The sequence below is a fragment of the Mesosutterella multiformis genome, from assembly GCF_003402575.1.
GTDB classification, from domain to species: domain Bacteria; phylum Pseudomonadota; class Gammaproteobacteria; order Burkholderiales; family Burkholderiaceae_F; genus Mesosutterella; species Mesosutterella multiformis.
This window is the reverse complement of record NZ_BGZJ01000001.1, coordinates 1,447,801-1,466,833: the sequence shown is the minus strand read 5'-3', so window position 1 is coordinate 1,466,833 and position 19,033 is coordinate 1,447,801. Positions and strand designations below refer to the sequence as shown.

General features: G+C 54.1%; 15 protein-coding genes. 9 read left to right on the top strand and 6 right to left on the bottom strand.

All coding sequences use genetic code 11. The features are described from left to right. Positions 1 to 49: 49 nt before the first annotated feature. Complete coding sequence (locus M4NBBH2_RS06750) at positions 50 to 847, bottom strand: HAD-IIA family hydrolase (RefSeq protein WP_116270229.1); 798 nt, start codon at positions 845 to 847, stop codon at positions 50 to 52. A gap of 142 nt (positions 848 to 989) precedes the next feature. On the opposite strand from M4NBBH2_RS06750, the gene M4NBBH2_RS06745 reads away from it, so the two are divergent. Together M4NBBH2_RS06745 and fumC are read left to right on the top strand one after the other, a co-directional pair. After that, positions 990 to 1,304, top strand: coding sequence for an antibiotic biosynthesis monooxygenase family protein (locus tag M4NBBH2_RS06745; RefSeq protein ID WP_116270228.1), 315 nt, complete (start codon positions 990 to 992; stop codon positions 1,302 to 1,304). Between the two features lie 498 nt (positions 1,305 to 1,802). Next, positions 1,803 to 3,224 (top strand): class II fumarate hydratase, encoded by a 1,422-nt coding sequence (gene fumC / locus M4NBBH2_RS06740; RefSeq protein WP_116270227.1) that lies wholly within the window; start codon positions 1,803 to 1,805, stop codon positions 3,222 to 3,224. Between the two features lie 642 nt (positions 3,225 to 3,866). On the opposite strand, the gene M4NBBH2_RS06735 is transcribed toward fumC, so the two are convergent. The 3 genes from M4NBBH2_RS06735 to M4NBBH2_RS06725 form a co-directional block, all read right to left on the bottom strand. After that, on the bottom strand, positions 3,867 to 4,229 hold the full coding sequence (locus M4NBBH2_RS06735) for an H-NS histone family protein (RefSeq protein WP_116270226.1): 363 nt from the start codon (positions 4,227 to 4,229) through the stop codon (positions 3,867 to 3,869). A 425-nt stretch (positions 4,230 to 4,654) separates the two neighbouring features. Then, complete coding sequence (locus tag M4NBBH2_RS06730; protein ID WP_116269242.1) at positions 4,655 to 6,307, bottom strand: IS1634 family transposase; 1,653 nt, start codon at positions 6,305 to 6,307, stop codon at positions 4,655 to 4,657. A 184-nt stretch (positions 6,308 to 6,491) separates the two neighbouring features. Beyond that, complete coding sequence (locus tag M4NBBH2_RS06725) at positions 6,492 to 7,358, bottom strand: tetratricopeptide repeat protein (protein WP_116270225.1); 867 nt, start codon at positions 7,356 to 7,358, stop codon at positions 6,492 to 6,494. A gap of 176 nt (positions 7,359 to 7,534) precedes the next feature. Here M4NBBH2_RS06725 and M4NBBH2_RS06720 point away from each other — a divergent pair, with 176 nt between their 5' ends. The 4 genes from M4NBBH2_RS06720 (at position 7,535) to M4NBBH2_RS06705 (ending at position 12,671) form a co-directional block, all read left to right on the top strand. After that, positions 7,535 to 8,536 (top strand): IS30 family transposase, encoded by a 1,002-nt coding sequence (locus tag M4NBBH2_RS06720; protein ID WP_116269326.1) that lies wholly within the window; start codon positions 7,535 to 7,537, stop codon positions 8,534 to 8,536. A 252-nt stretch (positions 8,537 to 8,788) separates the two neighbouring features. Then, positions 8,789 to 10,294, top strand: coding sequence for an SLC13 family permease (locus M4NBBH2_RS06715; protein ID WP_116270224.1), 1,506 nt, complete (start codon positions 8,789 to 8,791; stop codon positions 10,292 to 10,294). A 133-nt stretch (positions 10,295 to 10,427) separates the two neighbouring features. Further along, positions 10,428 to 11,204, top strand: coding sequence for a DUF4261 domain-containing protein (locus M4NBBH2_RS06710; protein WP_118076484.1), 777 nt, complete (start codon positions 10,428 to 10,430; stop codon positions 11,202 to 11,204). Positions 11,205 to 11,219: 15 nt separating this feature from the next. Further along, positions 11,220 to 12,671: a tetratricopeptide repeat protein gene (locus M4NBBH2_RS06705; RefSeq protein ID WP_116270222.1), complete on the top strand. Its 1,452-nt coding sequence runs from the start codon at positions 11,220 to 11,222 to the stop codon at positions 12,669 to 12,671. Here the strand turns inward: M4NBBH2_RS06705 and M4NBBH2_RS06700 are convergent. Further along, positions 12,668 to 13,564 (bottom strand): DMT family transporter, encoded by an 897-nt coding sequence (locus tag M4NBBH2_RS06700; protein ID WP_116270221.1) that lies wholly within the window; start codon positions 13,562 to 13,564, stop codon positions 12,668 to 12,670. The genes M4NBBH2_RS06705 and M4NBBH2_RS06700 overlap by 4 nt on opposite strands. A 187-nt stretch (positions 13,565 to 13,751) precedes the next feature. On the opposite strand from M4NBBH2_RS06700, the gene glnD reads away from it, so the two are divergent. Genes glnD through M4NBBH2_RS06685 form a run of 3 tightly spaced genes read left to right on the top strand, consistent with a single transcriptional unit; the run spans position 13,752 to position 17,695 of the window. Then, positions 13,752 to 16,334, top strand: coding sequence for a [protein-PII] uridylyltransferase (glnD, locus tag M4NBBH2_RS06695; RefSeq protein ID WP_116270220.1), 2,583 nt, complete (start codon positions 13,752 to 13,754; stop codon positions 16,332 to 16,334). A gap of 8 nt (positions 16,335 to 16,342) precedes the next feature. Then, on the top strand, positions 16,343 to 17,110 hold the full coding sequence (locus M4NBBH2_RS06690; RefSeq protein WP_116270219.1) for a substrate-binding domain-containing protein: 768 nt from the start codon (positions 16,343 to 16,345) through the stop codon (positions 17,108 to 17,110). Between the two features lie 42 nt (positions 17,111 to 17,152). Beyond that, entirely contained in the window at positions 17,153 to 17,695 is a 543-nt protein-coding gene (locus tag M4NBBH2_RS06685; protein ID WP_116270218.1) for a thermonuclease family protein, read from the top strand. Between the two features lie 82 nt (positions 17,696 to 17,777). Here M4NBBH2_RS06685 and M4NBBH2_RS06680 read toward each other — a convergent pair whose 3' ends face one another. Further along, a complete protein-coding gene (locus M4NBBH2_RS06680; RefSeq protein WP_116270217.1) occupies positions 17,778 to 18,998 on the bottom strand; it encodes an AAA family ATPase in 1,221 nt (406 codons plus the stop codon). Positions 18,999 to 19,033 lie beyond the last annotated feature (35 nt).

Below are 19,033 nucleotides of genomic sequence, written 5' to 3'. Positions count from 1 at the left end.
CGTTTACAAAATACTATAGCGGCTTTTCTTTGGATAACCTGAAACCGGCTCAGTCTTCTGTAACGGGCGGTATCGATCCGACCCCCTGGAGCACCACGTCCGGTCTGAAGGCATATTTACGGATGTCATGCTCGGAGGTCATCCCTGAAAGGACGAGAACCGTGGCCATGCCGGTTTCCAGTGCTCCGAGAATATCCGTACCCATCGAGTCGCCGACCATGACAGACTCCGACGCGTGCACTCCGAGGCTGTCCATCACGCGGCGAAGCATGAGCGGATTCGGTTTCCCGACAAAATAAGCTTTCCGGCCGGCCGCTTTCTCAATCGGAGCAATCATGGCCCCGGTTGCCGGAACCAGACCATAGGAACCGGGCCCCGCCAGGTCAGCATTGGTACCGATCAGCCTGGCTCCGTTCACAACCAGATTCACTGCTTTTTCAATCGCCTGCCACGTGTACTCTTTCTCAGATTCCCCGACTATGACAAATTCAGGATTCTCGTCCGTAATTCGGACCCCTGCCGCTTCCAATGCGGAATAAAGTCCATTGGCCCCAATCACCCAGGCGGAAGGGTCATCTGCCTGATGAGAACAGAATGAGGCCGCTGCCATAGCGCTCGTATAGAAGTGCTCAGGTCTTTCGTCGATCCCCATCGCGCAGAGCCGCTCTGAAAGCTCCGCCGCCGTAAAGTACGAATTATTCGTTACAAACCGATAGAGTTTTCCTTCCTCGCGAAGCCAGCTGATAAATTCAGGAACCCCCGGGAGGAGAAATTTCCCGTGATAGATCACCCCATCCATATCAATCAGAAAGGCCTTCTTCTCACGGATCCGATCAAGCGTCATCATGGCGTAGCGATATCCTTCTTTTGCGGTTAACGACACCACACTATAAGCGACCTGATACTTTTCGAAAAAAAGAGCGGTGCTTCAGGTCTTCGGCTTTCCGGTAATATGCAGGCATGTTTCCCATTCATAAGAACTGAAAAAAATGCCGGCACAAACTCCCAAGCCCCCTTACTACGCCCTCAATTTCACGACCATTGTGTCGCCTGGCACTGAGGACATTTTCACGAAGCTGAATGCCTACATCAAGGAAACGGTGGCAAACGCCCCCGGGTTTCTCGGTATCGAAGACGCCAAAGGTGAGTCCGAATGGATCACGGTGACCTACTGGGAAACGCGCGAAGCGATTGATGAATGGGCGAAGTGCCTGAAAGTCTTCACGGCGAAGCATCCCACTGTCATGATGGCACTGATCTCCGCCAAGGCCCGTATCGCGAAGGTCGAAAAACAGCTGCCCTGATGTAACCTGCTGTTTTTAAAAGATCCGGACAAAGCTGACCGCTTTACCGGGTCTTTTGCTAGTACTTTTTATCTAATTCATTTGGCAGGAATTTTCTGCCGCAATTCACTCCCCCTCCTAGAAGCGCATATTTTTATACCCAATAAGGTATACAAAAGATCCCGTTTTTTCTGTCACACTCCCCGCCAGCCCCTGAATCTATCCCTGTGCACTGCGGATGCTCTGCATAACCTAAAATTGCTCATTTTTTAAGCAATTTATTAAAAATAAAATAATATCAATACCTTATCTATATGTCCCGCTTTAATGCCGGGAAATTTTATCTGAGTAAATCTACCTAATTTCTTTGGTTTGCCGCAATTTTTACTAATTATTAACCCTATACTCCTTCCGTATTGCCAATATTCACCTAAAATACCCATTCAGTTTACGTCTATACCTAGTTGCAGCCGACCCGGCCGCCAACTCGGTTTTTTTACAGAGAGAGGAGATTTCTTCATGGACGATTTTCGTATTGAGCATGACTCCATCGGCGAAGTAAAGGTTGATAACTCGAAGTACTGGGCTGCCCAGACCCAGCGCTCCTATCAGAATTTCAAGATCGGCACGGAAAAGATGCCGGCTGAAATCACCCGCGCCTTCATGTATCTGAAGCGTTCCGCCGCCGTTGTGAACAACGAGCTCGGCAATCTCGATGACCGCCGCAAGAACGCGATCGTCCAGGCCTGCGACGAGATCCTCTCCGGAAAGCTTGCTGACAACTTCCCGCTCGCTATCTGGCAGACCGGCTCCGGCACGCAGTCCAACATGAACATGAACGAAGTCATCGCGAACCGCGCCACCGAAATCCTCGGCGGCAACTTCCGCGACAAGGCTCACGAGAAGAAGGAAAACATCGTTCACCCGAACGACCATGTGAACCGCGGCCAGTCCTCGAACGACACGTTCCCGACCGCTCTGCACATCATGGCTGTGTATGAAGTTGAGAAGCTGCTGATCCCCGCTATCGATCGTCTGCGCGGCTCTCTGCAGTCCCGCGTTGAAGCCTTCAAGGACATCATCAAGACCGGCCGTACGCACCTTCAGGACGCCACGCCGCTGACGCTTGGCCAGGAATTCTCCGGCTACGTTTCGATGCTCGACCACAGCAAGGCCCAGATCCTCAAGGCTCTCGACTCCTGCCGTGAACTCGCCATCGGCGGCACCGCTGTCGGTACCGGCCTGAACGCTCCGGAAGGCTACGACGTCCTCGTCGCTGCTGAAATTTCCCGCGCCACCGACCTCAAGTTCGTTTCCGATCCCAATAAGTTCCACGGCCTCACGAGCCACGACGCTGTCGTGTTCCTCGAAGGCGCCCTGAAGGGCCTCGCCGCTGACCTGATGAAGATTGCGAACGACATCCGCTGGCTCGCTTCCGGCCCCCGCTGCGGCCTCGGCGAATTGAACATCCCGGCGAACGAACCGGGCTCCTCCATCATGCCGGGCAAGGTCAATCCGACCCAGTGTGAGGCTGTCACGATGGTTGCTGTCCAGGTGATGGGCAACGACGCCGCGATCGGCTTCGCCGCTTCTCAGGGCAACTTCGAACTGAACGTGTTCAAGCCCGTGATCGCTTACAACCTGCTGCAGAGCATCCGTCTGCTCGCCGACGTTGAAGTGTCCTTCGCTGAGCACTGCGTTGACGGCATTACCGCTAACAAGGAAAAGATTGATTACTTCCTCAATCGCTCCCTGATGAACGTCACGGCTCTCTCTCCGCTGATCGGCTACGAGAACGCCGCCAAGGTTGCTCACTACGCTCACGAGAACGACCTGTCGCTCCGCGATGCTGCCCTCGCTCTCAAGGTCTGCACGCCTGAAGAGTTCGACGCGACGGTTGTCCCGGCGAACATGGTTCACCCGCTGAAGAAGGCGAAGTAATCTTCTTCCCGCTGCCGGAAAACTCTCCGGCACAATGAAACTTGCTTGATCCCCGGCTCAGATGATGAACCGGGGATTTTTTATCCTGCGGTCCAGGCGCCCCGAATGTATACACACCGGCACTGTCGCCACACCGGCTACTGAGGCCAGAGGAATAGCGCTCTTTCCCTTCCCCCTTCTGGTTCCTCCGTCAGGTCAGAAAATCTCACGCGGATCAGCTGATCCGGAAAACGCTTCCCCGAAAATAGGCGCCTTAAACTTCCGGGATTACTTCCAATACAAAAACCCGCTATTTCACAGACAACTTCCTGACAGCAAAAAAAACAGAATTCTTTAAAAGAAGAGAAGGATCAATTCCATAGAGGGCTTCGCAGGCAATAAAAAAGCTGAATCCCGCAGCTTTCACTGCGGAAATTCAGCTTTTTAAAGCATTCCTGCCGCCCGGCCGTAAAAGGTCTGACTCCCGGGCCCCTCTCACACTCTACGCAAATCCGAGCGCGTGCAGAATCCGATAGCCGACATAACCGACCAGGAAACAGGTGACGACAGAAACTGTCCGGTATAGCAGGTCATGCCACACAGTTTTCTCCCTTAAAGAATTGGATATTCGGAAGAAACAATGAGCAGTCTGTCACCGCTTTCTTATTCCGTCTTGATCAGGAAGTCTTCGAGCTTACGGCCGGCATCAAGCTCAGCCTTCAGCCACTTCGGCTTCAGACCGCGGCCGGTCCAGGTCTGCAGACCATCCTCACTCTGATACTTGGGGCTCACCTTGACGCGCTTAACAGCCTTCTTCGGCTGCTGGTCGGCAGCCGGAGCAGCGGCCTTCGTCTTCGAAGCGGCAGTCGCGCCAAGCTCCTCGAGCGTGATGTTATAGCGGGCCATATACTGGTGGATTTCCTTGATGGCCGTACGCTTAATGTCCTTCATCAGAGCCTCAGTCTGACGCTGGAGTTCCCGGGCTTTCTGAATCTTTGCATCGAGCTGCTTATTTTCGTTCAGCATCTTTTTCCTTGTCCTTTTAGTCGTGCCGCATCAGATAGATATCGTTTCTTTCATAAATATCCGCAGATTCCGGATATTTAATTTGGACTAGTCTTTTAAATAACCAACCGGTCAAAATACTTAGAAGACAAAAGTGACAGGGGAAAATGTTCACTCTATCTTCCGACCGGCGATCTGAAAACCGGCTCTTATTTCAAAACCATAATCTGAAAAACGGGGGATTAACTTAAAAGTTTTGTTTTAGTGAATTATTCTTTAATTATTCTACCCAATATTTTCTGAAAGGTCTAAAACCGTGTCTGATTTAAATGTTTATAGTTATTTCATGACCGGGGGCAATTAAAAACCCCAGGCAGATGGGCTGATTGCCACTATCCGCCTGGGGTTTGAAATCAGATGCCAGGTATCCTACCTGAATTCCCGATTTACTTATACATAGCGGGATTCAGGAGGCAGTTTTCCAGTCCGAGTCGCTCAAAAACGAGTCTGTGGCGACCTAAAATTTCCCCGAGCCAAACTTTTCCTGTTGATGAGCTATAGAAACGGATCTGCCCCACATCTTCCAGCAGCTCCATGAGAGAATATTCGTCAAGCAGAGGTGCATAGGATTTCTTCCCTATTTTCACTTCAACACTCATGGCTTTGATGAGCCAGGAAACAATTGTGGCAGCGATGAAGGCTAACAAGAGACGTCCATTAACAGAAACGTCGGAGTGTCCCCTTGTAGTTGTAAAACCAACATCAGTCTTGATAACCCCAAAGCATTTCTCGATGCAGTCGCGCGTTCTGTAGATCTCCAGGATTTCTTTCGACTCAAGTTTTCGATCGCTGATCATTGAAAAGAATCCCATGTATCTGACCTTTTCATTGACAGCATCATTGTTTCTGATCAGAGGCTTTTTACCGGGTTCACTATCAGGTGTTTCATAGAATCTCAAAAGTTTGGAATCAGGGCTGGCTAACCCGTTAATCCAGTCTTCTTCAAAGGTTACCAAATCAGATAAAAATTTATCCTGCTCATTATTTGCAACTGCAAGACTGTAATAGATGTACACCCAAACACTACATGATTTTGGGTCCTCTTTCGTGCCTGGTATTGTGACCTGGGTTTGAACAGCGGTCAGGTTGTGACCGCGAACGTTGTTCGTCATATCCCAGAAAGCGGGAAGATTATCTTCGATGGCGTCCCTGATGAAGGAGTGATCAGTTTTGGCAGCCATGATGAAGTGATGCTTGTTCTTGCAGAGCAGCCGAAGATTCTCACGGCTGCAATAGCCCCGATCAAAAATTGAGATAATTTTTTTACTGACTCCGATGTTTTCCCATCGAGTCAGAAGGTCATGCATAGTGACTATATCTGGCACGTTTCCGGCGAATCGCCTGAACATCAGGGGAACACCAGAATTATGACCGTAGAGGAGCGCCAAACCAATCTGGTTTTCGTAGCCTCCGCGTTTACTAATTCCTTTTCGTACATCTGTCAGAGATCGGCTTTCAGACGCGATTCGTGTGCTGTCGAATGATAAATATTCTGTTTCAGGAAGACGCTTGGCCCGAAGAGCAAAGAGCCGATTTAATGAAGCTGTATCTGAGCCAATATCCTGCGATAACTCACTTAGTCTTTGAGACTCGATATTGTCTGGAAGACCGGCTGGCAAGGCGTTAGTATCAGAAAAAATCTTGAATCTATGCTGTGAAGTAGTGTTTTTGATGATTTGATATGCCGCCAGGCTTACCATCATGGCGGCCTTCCCCTCACCATAAACTTTCTTCAAATCATCAGTTAAACCCGAGGTTTCTGCTGCTTGAGTAAGGAGTGCGGTTGTTCCGAACGTTTTGTCATGATCAAATTTCTGACGCTTATCAGTGGTCTTTTTGACACGGGTCAGCTTCAGCTCTGCCGCATAAGCTGCGTTCGGAACAAATTTTCCATCAACAAGCTTGCCAATATATCGCCTTTTTTGTTGGCCCCGCTTTTTTTCTTTATCCCACCAATACTTATGGATTGCAACGTACTCTGTGTCTTTGATTCGGACAATACGCGCATCTTCGGGAAGGATCGGATTGTGATCAGTCATATCGCAAGGGCTGCAAAAGAGATTATATATGTCTATATTATACGTATGTTTTACCTATAAATCAACCCTTTTTTTAAATTTTCTATTTGGAAAATCAATAGACTTTTGTTAAAAAATACAGCTAACAGAGCGGGAATTTAGGATCCTAAAACCGGCTTCCTGTATATCCAGTCCGCCTGAAATTTTATTCTCCGGGAAATCCGGGAAATGGACGCTTATATTCTGCGGCATGAGCCGCGAGATTCGGGTGATATTTCCCGGGGCCATATTCGCGTCGCGTAAAGGTTACAGCCGGCAGTGCGTCCCTCTCCGCTTCTCCGCTGATACCGGATGCGGCTTCTGTTTTGGCTTTCTGCCACCGATCATTTTCCTCAGCGGCCACCGCGAGCCAGGTATAGGCTTCAAGCGAATCTGACGGCACCCCGATTCCCTTCAGGTAGCAGAGTCCAATAGCCGCAAGCGCGTCCGGCTCCGCCCCCTTGGCCGCCTTTTCAATCAGCCGCGCTCCTTCCGCTTCATTTTTATCGATCCCCGCATCCGGATCTCCCTTCAGCATGAGGAGCCCAAGGAGATACTGCGCCCTGGGCAGACCTTTATCTGCCGCCGCTCTGATCTGAGCAGCTCCTTCACGCCGCGTAGGGGCGTTTTCAGACATCATTTTCCCGAATCCCACCGCATACAGCGCTCCGGCGTTGCCTCCTGCGGCCAGAGCGGATATCTGATCCACTGCGGCCTGTCCCTCTTCCATGGCTCCCAGCCCCCGTACCTCCATTTCGGCTTTCGCGGCCAGGGCATCTTCATTTCCTTCCTTCGCGGCCTGCGAGGCCCAGACATAAGACTCTTTCCAATCCTCCTTCACACCCCGGATGCCAAAGCCGTACCTCACCGCAGCTTCGAGCGCAGCCTCCGGGTTTCCCTTCTCCGCGGCATCCGCAAGCGCTTCGAGCTTCATCGCAGAAACCCCTTTCGGACGATTTGCCCGTCCGGCTGTGAAATACACCGCGGCTGCCAGCACCACAACAGCAATAAGGAAGATCTGAAAGGATTTCATGGGGGCTCCAGTAGCAATAATTGGATTACGGAAAATATCCCTTTCGGGATAGATTCAACTGCGCGGAAATTATTTTAAAAGGCGAATTATCACTTCAAGTGCAAAGCCTGAGAAAAGAATAGTGGCCCATAAAGCTTCCATAATAGAGATTGTCAAGATAACTATAGAGGGAGCTCATGAGCCACTATCATCATCTTACTCTTCGGGACAGAGTATTTATTTCGGCTTTAACGATTTCAGGCAAATCCCTGTCTGAAATTGCATGTGCGATTGGGAAAAATGTTTCTACGATCTCCCGCGAACTGAAGCGAAACAAGGCTGTATCGGCCCAGGATGGGGCTTCAGCTGCCTATGATCCCTGTGCCGCGCAGGCCCGATATCAGAGACAGAGAAAGCATTGCGGAAAGAGAAACATTCTGAAGTCTGACTCGTTGCTGACAAGGATTGTCTCAAATCTGCTGGTTAAGAAATTCTGGTCTCCGGAGCAGATTCAATACCGTCTCAGAAAGGAGCTGCCGAATCTAAGGATCAGCGCCACGACAATCTACCGAGGAATCAATTCTGGCTTTCTGGATCGCTTTGTGGATGGCCGAAAGATGTCCCGACACCTGCGACACCACGGTAAAACGCGTCACCGTAAAGGCATGACCGAGAGGCGAGGAAAGATCCAGATCACTCACAGCATTGAAGAGCGACCCCTGGAAGCTCAGAACAGATCTTGCCTGGGGGATTGGGAAGGCGATACCGTCATCGGAAAAAAGGGCGGAGCCTGCCTCACGACTCTGGTCGATAGGAAGTCCGGCTTTCTCTGTGGCGGGAAAACCGCTTCCAAGACTGCGGCCGATGTGTCTGCCGTAATTGAGAAATCTCTGTCAGATAAGGATCTGCGTACGATTACCGTAGATCGCGGAAAAGAATTTTCCTGGGCTGAAAAACTGGAGAAAGATCTCAGAACCAAAGTGTATTTCTGCTTGCCTCATCATCCATGGGAGAAAGGAAGTAATGAAAATACAAACGGACTTCTTAGAGACTTTTTCCCAAAAGGAATGAGTATCGATAAAATTTCTCAGACAGAAGTTCAGAAACGGTTCAATGCTCTGAATTTCAGACCCAGAAAACGTCTCAATTGGAAGTGTCCGGCTGAAGTCTTTTATTCAGTAACTTTGCACTTGATTTGATAATTCACCAAATATTAACTTCCCCGGCATTAGAAGGTATTTGTCTTGATCCAAGGCTAAGCCTACTGAAACATCCTCCGTAGCGTATATGTGGTAGGGTTACCGAAATTGTAAAGACTTTGTTTTTGTTTTGATGAATGTCAAAGATTTACATTCGGTTTCTGAGACATGATGAATCTAACCTTTCGGCAAACCCGCGAAAACAGGGAACGGAAAGGCTACTGATTCTGAAACCATTAAGGGGTTCTCATCATGTCTGAAACAATCGCCCAGCGACGGCATATGCTGATGCGCTACGGGTCGATGATTGCGGGGCCGCTGCTCTGCGCACTGATTTATTTTTCAATGCCATCGACCTATAGCCTTGCAGATGGTTCGGTCGCGCAATTCTCTTCCGCGGGCCGTGCCTGTCTTGGCGTCCTTGTCTGGATGGCCATCTGGTGGTGCTTTGAAACAGTGCCTATCGCAGTAACTTCCATGCTGCCGATGGTGCTCTTCCCGCTTTTCCAGGTTACCAAGGTCAGCGCCGCTATGGCGCCTTACGCCTCGGATACCGTGTTCCTCTTCCTCGGTGCGTTCATGCTCGCTGGCGGCGTGATGCGCTGGGGTCTTGACCGCCGCATCGCGCTCGTCGTGATGAGTTTCGTCGGCACGACTCCGAAGCGGATGGTTTTCGGCCTGATGCTGACCACCACGTTCATCTCTGCCTTCATGAGCAACACGGCAACGGCTGCCATGATGCTGCCGGTCGCGATGGCTCTGATCACGCTCGTCCACTCGACGAAGGCGGCTGGCGATCCTGATGCGGTTACGCACGAACGTAATTTCTCGCTCTGCATTCTGCTTGCTCTTGCCTACGGCGCCTCAATCGGCGGCATGGCTACCCTGATCGGTTCGCCCCCTAACGGCATTTACATGCGCTTTATGGAGCAGACCTACGGCCAGGTTGTGAGCATCGCGAGCTGGATGAAGGTTGGTGTTCCGGTTACCCTGCTGCTCTTCATTGTCTCCTTCTTTGTTCTTACCGGACTGATGTTCCGCAATATGGGCGGATCGGTTCCTGGCGGCAAGGAATGGGTGCGAAACGAACTGCGCAGCATGGGCAAGCTCTCCACCGGTGAAAAGGCTGTGGGTCTCTGCTTCCTGATCGCCGCTGTCCTCTGGTTCTCCGGCGCTCAGCTCCGCGGTATCAACATCGACGGCTGGCAGCCCTTCAAGTACCTCACGGATGCTGTGATCGCCATGGGTATGGGCATTGTTCCCTTCCTGATCCCGGTTGACCGCAAGGGTACGATGGCTATGGACTGGAAGACCGCAAATGAAGCGATTTCCTGGGACGTGCTGCTCCTCTTCGGCGGCGGTCTGTCTCTCGCCTCTGCTATTCAGCACACGGGCGTTGCCCAGCTGATCGGTGCTCAGGTTGCTGTCCTTGCTGGCTCTCCGTTCCCGGTCGTGCTCTTCGGTGTGGTCTTCATCGTCACCTTCGCCACCGGCGTTACCTCGAATACCGCCCTGGCCGCAATGATGATGCCGCTGCTCGCCGCTGTCGCCAATGCCCTTGGCCTTCCGCCGCAGCCGATCCTGATGGGTACTGCCCTTGCAGCTTCCGCAACCTTCATCCTGCCGATTTCGACGCCGCCTAACGCGATCGTCTTCGGTACCGGCAAGATCAAAATCGCGGATATGTTCAGAGCAGGTATTCTGATCAACTTCGTGGCAATTTTCGTGATCACCGGCGTCATGCTCCTGCTTGACTGATCGGTAGAAAACTGAAGCATTAAAGGCAAAGCTCCGGTTCCCTTAAAAAGGGACCGGAGCTTTTCTTTGTTCATCGCGGAACATGCGCTACGATACCTCACCGCAACTTATTTCCAATTACCAGAAAAAAGAAATGAACGCAACGACCGATAACAAGCCTCAGCACTCCGCCGCCACACTGACGACGGTCCTCCTTTCACGCCCTGAATTCTCTGCGAAGCAGTATGTGCAGAATCTGAAAGCTGACTGGGGTTTTGAAATCCCCGCGACCGACATCGGAGAGGAGAACGGCTCTGTCGTTACGATGATCGGCGGCATGATGGTTTCTGTCTTCATGACCCCGGTTCCGGTCGAAGACGGAAAGGCTGAGCGTGAGGCGCTCACCAATTACCTTTGGGACGGCGCTGTCACGGCCGCAAAAGAGCATAAGGCCTACGTTACGGTCACCGTGCAGCATAACAACACGGATCCGGTCGTTGCCGCGACGCTCGCGGTGAAGCTCACTGCTTCCATTCTCCGGCAGGCGGCAGCCACCGCTGTTCTTACCTGCGGAACCGTGATGTCTCCGCGCTTCTACTCGGAATCCGCCGCCTCCGGCTGTGAAGGGCACCGCGTTCCGGTGATGAATCTCGTTTACTTCGGCGTCTACACCGAGAACGAGGGGCAGACCATGAATGGCTATACCTTCGGTCTCTCGAAACTCGGGTGCGAAGAAGTTGAAATCCTCAATTCTCTCCGGGAGCCGCAGGAAATCTTCGAAATGCTGACTACCGCCGCCACGTACATGCTCGACTATCACGTCAAGCTGAAGAACGGCGATACGATCGGCCTGAAGGAAGGAGAAAACTTCGCCATTTCCGAAGGGAAGGGCCAGGCGGTCGACGGCCAGTCTCTTAAGATCGCCTTTTAAGAGAATTTCCGCATCATGACGGAGTCCGCGGAAGAAAAGTCTGAAGACTGGCTTTCCCAGGCGCGGACTCTTCGTTCACAGAATCTCTGGCACGCGCTTCTTCGGCTCCCTGTACCCCATTCCGCTGAGTCAGATCCTGAAGTCTGTCTGCTTCTCGCCGAAGCCCTGCTGAAGGACCAGCAGGACGCCAGCAGGGATGCTGCGCTGCGGGCCCTGTCACTTCTTCCCTCCCCTCTCAGAACGCCTGCGCTTCACCCGCGCGCCCTGCTCCTCTCGGGACTCGCCAGACTGGCCCTGGATCAGTGGGATGCTGCTGAGTCTGCTCTTTCCGAAGCCAGGTCGCTGCTTCCTCCCGAGAGCCCAGCCGGAAACGAGGCGGCAAAGGCGCTCGAAGAAACCGCGAGCCGCACAGTCCTTCCGCTCTTCCGACATCCTTTTGCCGCCCATGCGGCGGAATTCTGGGAAGCGGCCGCGGCGGGAGAAGACCCATCACCCCTTCTGGTCCGGATTTTCGGCGATCAGGGGTTTCCTGCCTGGGCAGAATCCGACGCCCGCAGCATAGCCTTCTCCTCCTTCGGGGTCCGGGAGACCGCGATTCTGCTCGACGTTCTCATCAAACTCGCTCCGGATGATGCTGAACGAGATCTGACACTGACTCTCGGAATACCGGCATCCGCGGCCCCTGTCCGTCTGCCATCCGGCGGGCTTCTGCCGGTACGGGACGCGCTCTTTAGGGTAAATGGATTTTCAGATGACAGATGCGCTTCAGTCTCCATCCACTCAGAAGCACTCTCGGTCATTCAGGATCCCGCAGAACGCGCCGCGGCAGCCTTTATGACAGCCGCCCGGGCGATCGGAGAAATCCGTGCAATGCGGTGCCTCACCGCGTTTCCTGCCATAACTTCTGATGAGGAAGAGGGGCGTTTTCTGAGCGCTCAGGCGTTCGCCGCCGCCCTGAGAACCCGATTCTCAGAAAAGGACTGGGAAAAACTTTCTGACCCCGATCAGCTTCTCGAAAGTGAGACCAGATACCGGGTTCCGGATTCAGCCAGTAATGAACCGCTTTTTTCAGGTCTTGAGGAAGGTGCAACCCGTTTACCCGGTTTTTCCCGGGCTTTCATTCAGGGATCCGCGGGCGACACGCCGTTTCTCGCGGCCGGAGCTGTCTGCGGTGCGTTCCTCATCTCCGGCGAGGTAACAGGGAATGAGAAAACCTGCCGGAAACTCCTTCGTGACCTTGGAAACGAAACCGCTTTTTTCGTCCCGCTCGGGTTCCTCTATGGAAGAGCGGGCATCCGGCTCGACTTTCTCGCGCTAGCCCCAGATGTCTTCGATATCGCGGAAGCCTATTTCTCAAGGCACTTCCGGAGAGGCAGCGTCCGGTTTTCAAGGTTCAGGCACCGAACCTCGGCTTCATCCCGGTCTGAACCCTCACAGCTTCCTGTTGAGATTTACCGGCAGCTTTAGCCTGCTGCCTTTTTCGCTTCCTTCTCTACCCTCGCGCCATCGAGAATCAGGATCAGAATCGCGCCGATGATGAGCGCGATACCGGCGATTGTCGGAAGACTGCTGTCTTCACCCAGAAGGAAAATACCGAGGCAGGCTGCTCCCATCGGCTCTGCAAGCGAAAGCGTTGCCGACACAACCGGCGCCGTCGTTTTCATGCCAAGGAAGAAAAGCCCGAAACCAAGTCCCCCCGCAATACCAAACGCGGCCGAGACGAGAAGCCCCCGGGGTGAACTCCAGATCCAGTCAATCGGAAAGAGCACCAGAACCGGTGCGAGCATCACGCTGATCATGCAGAGTCCGATCATGATGCCCGCCTCAGGCTGCATATGAGAGGACACCTCAGGACTCGCGTTCATATAGATACCGTAGACCATGGCGCCCAAAAGCGGCACGATGACCCAGCCAAGATTCCCGGCCTCAAAGCTTTTGATATTGAGAAGCCCGATTCCGACCACTGCGATCAGCGTGGCGACGTACCAGATTGGCCGCGGTGAATGACCGAGCACGAATTTCGCCACAATCGCTGACATGATCGGTGTCGCGCCGACACAGACCACGGTGCCCACCGCCACACCAAGCTTCAGCGCTCCGAAAAAGAAGAAGAGCTGATAAAGACACGTGCAGCAGGCGCAGATAATGATGGCGCGCCAGGGAAGGTCCGCTGTGAGCTTCGGGAGTTTTCCGGTCGCGGCGCACCACAGAAAAAGGAAGAAGGCCGACGTTACCATCCGGACCTCGGCAATCACCCACGGGGTCGCTCCGGCCGGAGCGAGCGCCTGAAGCGTTCCCGTAACCGAGAAGCAGAGCGCGCTTAAGAGAATAAGAATCGGACCGGCAAGACGGGACTGCATGGAAACCTCATTTCGTTCTTAAATTCCGCCGGGCATTTCGCCTTCCGGGGAAGCGGAATTTTTGTGTTATCTGATGATTCTAAACTACGATCACCGCCATATGGGACGCAGAGCTGGTTCTCCACCGGCAGGCTGCTCCCAAGGTGATGCAAAATAGACCTATCTCTTCTGGAGGGCTCTAATTTCCATGCGCATGGTATCCGAAAACCGCCGTATCTTCGATGCAGAACGGGAGCAGCTGATCGAAGCATTCAAACGCGATCATGACAGCGCAAAGCTTCTTTCGTCCACAAGCGCTGCCACAGACCGCGCCGTACTCCGGGAGTTTGCCGCACACACCCTGCCGGACGGCATCGCGCTTGTTGCAGTCGGCGGTTACGGCCGCGCGGAAATGTTCCCCTACTCTGACCTTGATCTTCTCGTTCTCGTGCCGCCGGGTCTGACGGAAGAGGAACGCTCTCCAATTCAGAGCTTTATTACATCGCTCTGGGATCTCGGTCTCACCGTAGGCGCTACCGAACGAACCGTGACCGAGTGCCTCGCTGCCGCAAGTGACATCACGGTCTGCACCTCTCTTCTGGAGTCGCGGTTTATCGGCGGGAGCCGTGCGCTCTTCGATGAATTCCAGTGTGAATTCACGATGCAGCTGGTACCGCGCGACTTTTTCCGCGACAAGATGCTCGAAATGCATCAACGGCATGCCCGGGCCGGTGACTCCCCCTACGCGCTCGAACCCAACGTCAAAGAGAATCCCGGGGGTCTTCGGGACCTGCAGGTCTTTATGTGGGTCGCGCGGGCATCCGGTTTCGGAAAATCCCTTCAGGATTTTGCCGCTCATGGACTGATCACAACGAAAGAGGCGGCAGAGCTCCGCCGCGCGATGGTTTTTCTGCAGAAACTGCGCGTTTACCTCCATATCGAAGCCCATCGGCATGAGGACCGGCTGCTCTTTGATCTGCAGGCCGCGGTCGCTGCAGACCTGGGTTTCAAGGACAGCGAGGCATTCCGGGCTTCCGAAGCTCTGATGAAGAGCTACTACCGGAACGCGAAGTCCGTGATTCAGCTTTCACTCATCCTTCTTCAGGTGCTGTCTGAAAAATACACGGGGAAAAACGCGGCTCCGATCCGCCCGATCGATTCCGAATTCGGTCTCTGGGGGGAAGAGCTGGATCTGCTGCGCCGCGGGGTATTTGATCGTCACCCGGAGGCGATGCTGCGGGCGTTTTACCTGCGGGCGACCTGGCCCGGGATTTCGCGCGAAAGCACGGCGCTCCTTCGGGCGCTCTGGCATACACTCCGAAACCCTGACGTCAATCTCGCGCCGACAGACGAAGGCCGGAAGATCTTTCTCGATATCCTGAAGCTGGATAAGGGCGTCTACCGGACACTCCGGAACATGAATACCTGGGGGATCCTAGATCATATTCTTCCCCCCTGGGCCCGGATTGACGGGCAGATGCAGCATGACCTATTCCACGTGTACACGGTTGATCAGCATACGATTCAGGTGATCCGCGGGCTCAGGCACCTGGTGTACGCCGAACACGCGCATGAGTTTCCGCTTCTTTCGCAGCTGATGGCGGAGCTCCCCGACACCTGGCGTCTGATCGTCGCGGCGCTCTTTCACGATATCGGCAAAGGCCGCGGCGGGGATCATTCGAAAATCGGTGAGGAGGAAGTGCGGGAATTCTGCCGCAGTTACGGCATTACCCCGGAGGACACCGAGTTTATTGCCTTCCTTGTCCGCGACCATCTCACTATGAGTCATGTAGCCCAGAAAGAAGATATCTCGGACCCCGCGGTGCTGCAGCGGTTTGCTGACCGCGTGGGGACTTCCGACCGGCTGAAGGCACTCTATCTGCTGACCGTTTCGGATATCCGCGCAACTGGTCCAAAGGTCTGGAATAACTGGAAGGGACAGCTTCTTGAGCGGCTCTACTTTCACGCGGCCGCCCTTCTCGGCGGTGCCGCCCCGACCCGCAGTTCCATTCTGGAAATGAGGAAAAGCACCGCGCTTGATATCGCGATGGCGTCGGGTCTCACGGAAGAAGACTGCACGAAGCTCTGGGAAAAGCTGGATGTCGCCTATTTCCTCCGGCATACCCCGGAAGATATTGCCTGGCACGCGACTGAGCTCTGCCGCTCAAACGGAGAATTCCCGCTTGTCCGTGTCCGGATGACACCGCATCGGATGTATGAAGTGCTGGTCTGCGCGGATGATGAAAAGGGGCTCTTCCTGAAACTCGTGTCAGCCCTTCAGAAGTCGAGCCTCTCGGTTCTTGATGCCCGGATTCACACAACGCGTGACGGCAAGGCTCTGGATACCTTCCTCGCGATGGACGCCGGGAAACGGCCGGAGCCGCAGGAAGTTTTTGAAATCGCGTCCTCAAATATCCTAGACTCCCTTTCAGGGCGGCGGGCGCTGCCGCCGGTACGCCTTGGACCGCTCTCCCGCCGCTCCAAGCACTTCCCGATCCGTCCTCAGGTGCTGATCGAACCGGATGCGAGCGGCACCACGTACCTGCTGACGCTCTCCTGCAACGACAGACTCGGTCTCCTCTACGCCATCTCAAGCGTTCTCTCCCGTTTCGGCGTGAACCTTCAGACCGCCAAGATTTCGACGCTGGGCGAGCGGGTGGAGGATATCTTCCAGATTTCGGGCGACATTCTTGCGGACTCGAATGTGTGCCTTAAGATAGCAGCTGAACTGATTGAAACGATTGCGCCTGCGGAAAAGTCTGCCGGTGCTTCCCGCATTACAAAAAGGTGACTCAACCCATGGCAAGCGCCAACCCTCTCAACCTCTTCGCAGCCCAGAGTCTCGACCGGGCAGCCCCTGAACTGGCTTCCCTCTTTCAGGAAGAAACCGGCACGGAAGTCATTGTCAAACTCGGACACTCAGGCTTTCTCCGTACTGAAATCGAGGGGAACCTTCCCTGCGATATCTTCTGCTCCGCTGATACCGGACATCCGAAAGCCCTGCTCACCGCGCTGAAGGCCACAAAGGGCTTTGTCTACGCCCGGAACCGGCTGGTTGTCGTCTCCAGAGAGGAGCGTCGGTTTATGCGGAGCACCTGGCTCTCGCTGCTTACGGATCCCTCGATCACAATCGGCATCAGCACGCCGAATGTTTCACCCGAAGGCGACTGGGCCAAGGTCCTCTTTAAAAACGTTGCCAAGGTCTACAGGAGTGAACCTGGCGCCTCCATCATCAGCCAGCACGCGATCCCTCTGGTCGGCGGGAACCATACGGCAGAAGATCTGCGGGGGGAAACCGCCGCAGGCTTCATGCTGCGGCACGGAGTGGACACTGCCGTGGTCTACGCAAGCGACACTGACCGGATGAAAAAGGAAGGACTTGTGATTTATGAAATCCCGGACGAAGTGATGCCTGAGATTCTCTTCGGGGCGTGCCATCCGAGATCAGGGAAATGTCCCACGAAGAATTGCGACGCATTCGCGGAGTTTTTGCTTTCAGACAAAGCTCAGGCAGTTTTCCGTAAATTCGGGTTCCTTCCCCCTACCGAAAAATCCGTGAAACTCTAGAATACCGCCCTCAAGGAATTCTTTTTTATATCAGACACAAACATGAACCGCACGACGCTTCTCAACTGGGTTCTTCCGATTGCTATTCTTCTCGGAGCCGCGGCTCCGCACAGCCACGCCGCAACGCTGACCGGGCAGGTTGTGAAGGTGGCGGACGGCGACACCGTGACCGTTCTCGCGCAGAATGGCACCCGTTACCGCGTGAGGTTCCTTGGAATCGACGCGCCGGAAAAGAATCAGGCGTTCGGTCAGGACTCACGTCAGAACCTCGACCGTCTGGTGTACCGGAAGCAGGTCACGGTCGACTATAACGGCAACGACCGCTATGGCCGGATCGTAGGCAAAGTGCTGCTCGATGGGAAGAACATCAACCTTGAGCAGATAAAGAGCGGCAGCGCCTGGTTCTACCGCCACTATGCGAAGGACGTGGCCCCTGCCGATCGCAAGGCTTACGAGGCGGCTGAGGACGCTGCCAAGTCCGCGAAACTCGGTCTCTGGAAGGACGCCTCTCCCACGCCACCCTGGGATTTCCGGGCATCGGAACGGAAGGCCACTGACACCTCAGGCCGCCACGGCAGGCACTGATTCTCATATTTCCAGATTCCTGATACACAGAAGCCCCGCGTGAAAAATTCACCGCGGGGCTCTTTTCTCCCGAAATCAGTCCTTATTTATTCCGCTTCTTCCACTCTTTCTTTGAGAGCAGGAGAACCGTATCCTCTTCAGCGAGCCCCTGGAGACCATGCCCCGCGGGGACACCTCCGACGTCGCCCGACAGATAGGCTTTTTCGCGCTTCGGACCTTCCAGTTTCGACGCCTTTTTGGAAACCCCGGAGAACCGGCTGATACCGGAACCGCCATCGAGCTCCTTATTCACCAGCCACACCGCGTCAGACGGAAGGCTTTTATCCCGAAGTGTGACCGCATCGTGGCTCGAGCAAAGCAGCTGCGCGCCATGAGGATTGGTTTCAGTTGCCTCAAAAAGTGAAATCACATCCTGAACAAGGCTCGGGTGAAGACTCGCGCTGAGACCATCGATCACCGCGACGCCGCCTTCTTTCAGCACCGGGAAGAGTTTCGAATAGAGAGCGAGCATCTTCTGGCTGCCCGCGGATTCTGCTTCCAGCGGAAGCGTGAACGTGAGACCGCCGGGTACTGAATGGCTGACAGAGAGCCGGGAGTTCGCCGCGCCGCTCCCGCGCTTCAGGGTGAGTCCCGTGATGCTGGGGTCAAGCGACGCCAGGTACTTCGTCATCCTGTCCCGGATCTCTTTCTGATGGAAGAACCCCTGCGGAAGCTCAATCGCTGCGGTTCCCGGAATCTCGGAATCCTCAAACCTGAAGCCGGTGAAGAACTGCTTCAGGGAATCAAGCGCCGGATCATCACTCTTCAGAAGATCGCTGACGGCGAGCCTCGAATCACTCAGATTCCGCAGAACCTGTTTCGCGTCCCTATCGGAAAGCCCGGGAACTTCTGTCTTTTTCCCATTGCGGCTGAATACCGTGGATTCGGCGCCTGATTCCGTCCGGGTCAGCAGTTCCTCGCGGACCTCGCGGCCAAGGATCGCCGCACAGTAGGTAAAAAAGGATTCCGGGGAGTTCCCAAACCGGAACCGGAAGACGGTCGGACGGCGGCGGCTTTCCACATCGAGAAGGAACGGGACGGTCTCAGAAACCTTCCCCTCATTTACGGATTCAATCAGAAAACGGAGAGCAGCAAAAAAGTTGGATTTTCCGCTTCCATTTGCTCCCAGGAAAAGCGCGACTGGCAGAGTCTTCGCCCCCTTGCCTTTCTTTCCCTTTTTTGACTTTGCGCTGCTCACCAGCGACACCGCTGCCGGAGCACGGAAAGATTTGAAATTCTGAATTTCAGCTTCTAGGAGCGTCATCGTCAGGATCTTCCTATGAGAATGAAAAGTGTCAC

Bases quoted from the DNA above. Each gene is read 5' to 3' on its own strand.
- M4NBBH2_RS06685 (WP_116270218.1), top strand. From the start codon at position 17,153: ATGAACCGCACGACGCTTCTCAACTGGGTTCTTCCGATTGCTATTCTT.
- M4NBBH2_RS06710 (WP_118076484.1), top strand. From the start codon at position 10,428: ATGAACGCAACGACCGATAACAAGCCTCAGCACTCCGCCGCCACACTG.
- M4NBBH2_RS06745 (WP_116270228.1), top strand. From the start codon at position 990: ATGCCGGCACAAACTCCCAAGCCCCCTTACTACGCCCTCAATTTCACG.
- M4NBBH2_RS06700 (WP_116270221.1), bottom strand. From the start codon at position 13,564: ATGCAGTCCCGTCTTGCCGGTCCGATTCTTATTCTCTTAAGCGCGCTC.
- fumC (WP_116270227.1), top strand. From the start codon at position 1,803: ATGGACGATTTTCGTATTGAGCATGACTCCATCGGCGAAGTAAAGGTT.
- glnD (WP_116270220.1), top strand. From the start codon at position 13,752: ATGCGCATGGTATCCGAAAACCGCCGTATCTTCGATGCAGAACGGGAG.
- M4NBBH2_RS06680 (WP_116270217.1), bottom strand. From the start codon at position 18,998: ATGACGCTCCTAGAAGCTGAAATTCAGAATTTCAAATCTTTCCGTGCT.
- M4NBBH2_RS06735 (WP_116270226.1), bottom strand. From the start codon at position 4,229: ATGCTGAACGAAAATAAGCAGCTCGATGCAAAGATTCAGAAAGCCCGG.
- M4NBBH2_RS06725 (WP_116270225.1), bottom strand. From the start codon at position 7,358: ATGAAATCCTTTCAGATCTTCCTTATTGCTGTTGTGGTGCTGGCAGCC.
- M4NBBH2_RS06750 (WP_116270229.1), bottom strand. From the start codon at position 847: ATGATGACGCTTGATCGGATCCGTGAGAAGAAGGCCTTTCTGATTGAT.
- M4NBBH2_RS06730 (WP_116269242.1), bottom strand. From the start codon at position 6,307: ATGACTGATCACAATCCGATCCTTCCCGAAGATGCGCGTATTGTCCGA.
- M4NBBH2_RS06690 (WP_116270219.1), top strand. From the start codon at position 16,343: ATGGCAAGCGCCAACCCTCTCAACCTCTTCGCAGCCCAGAGTCTCGAC.
- M4NBBH2_RS06705 (WP_116270222.1), top strand. From the start codon at position 11,220: ATGACGGAGTCCGCGGAAGAAAAGTCTGAAGACTGGCTTTCCCAGGCG.
- M4NBBH2_RS06720 (WP_116269326.1), top strand. From the start codon at position 7,535: ATGAGCCACTATCATCATCTTACTCTTCGGGACAGAGTATTTATTTCG.
- M4NBBH2_RS06715 (WP_116270224.1), top strand. From the start codon at position 8,789: ATGTCTGAAACAATCGCCCAGCGACGGCATATGCTGATGCGCTACGGG.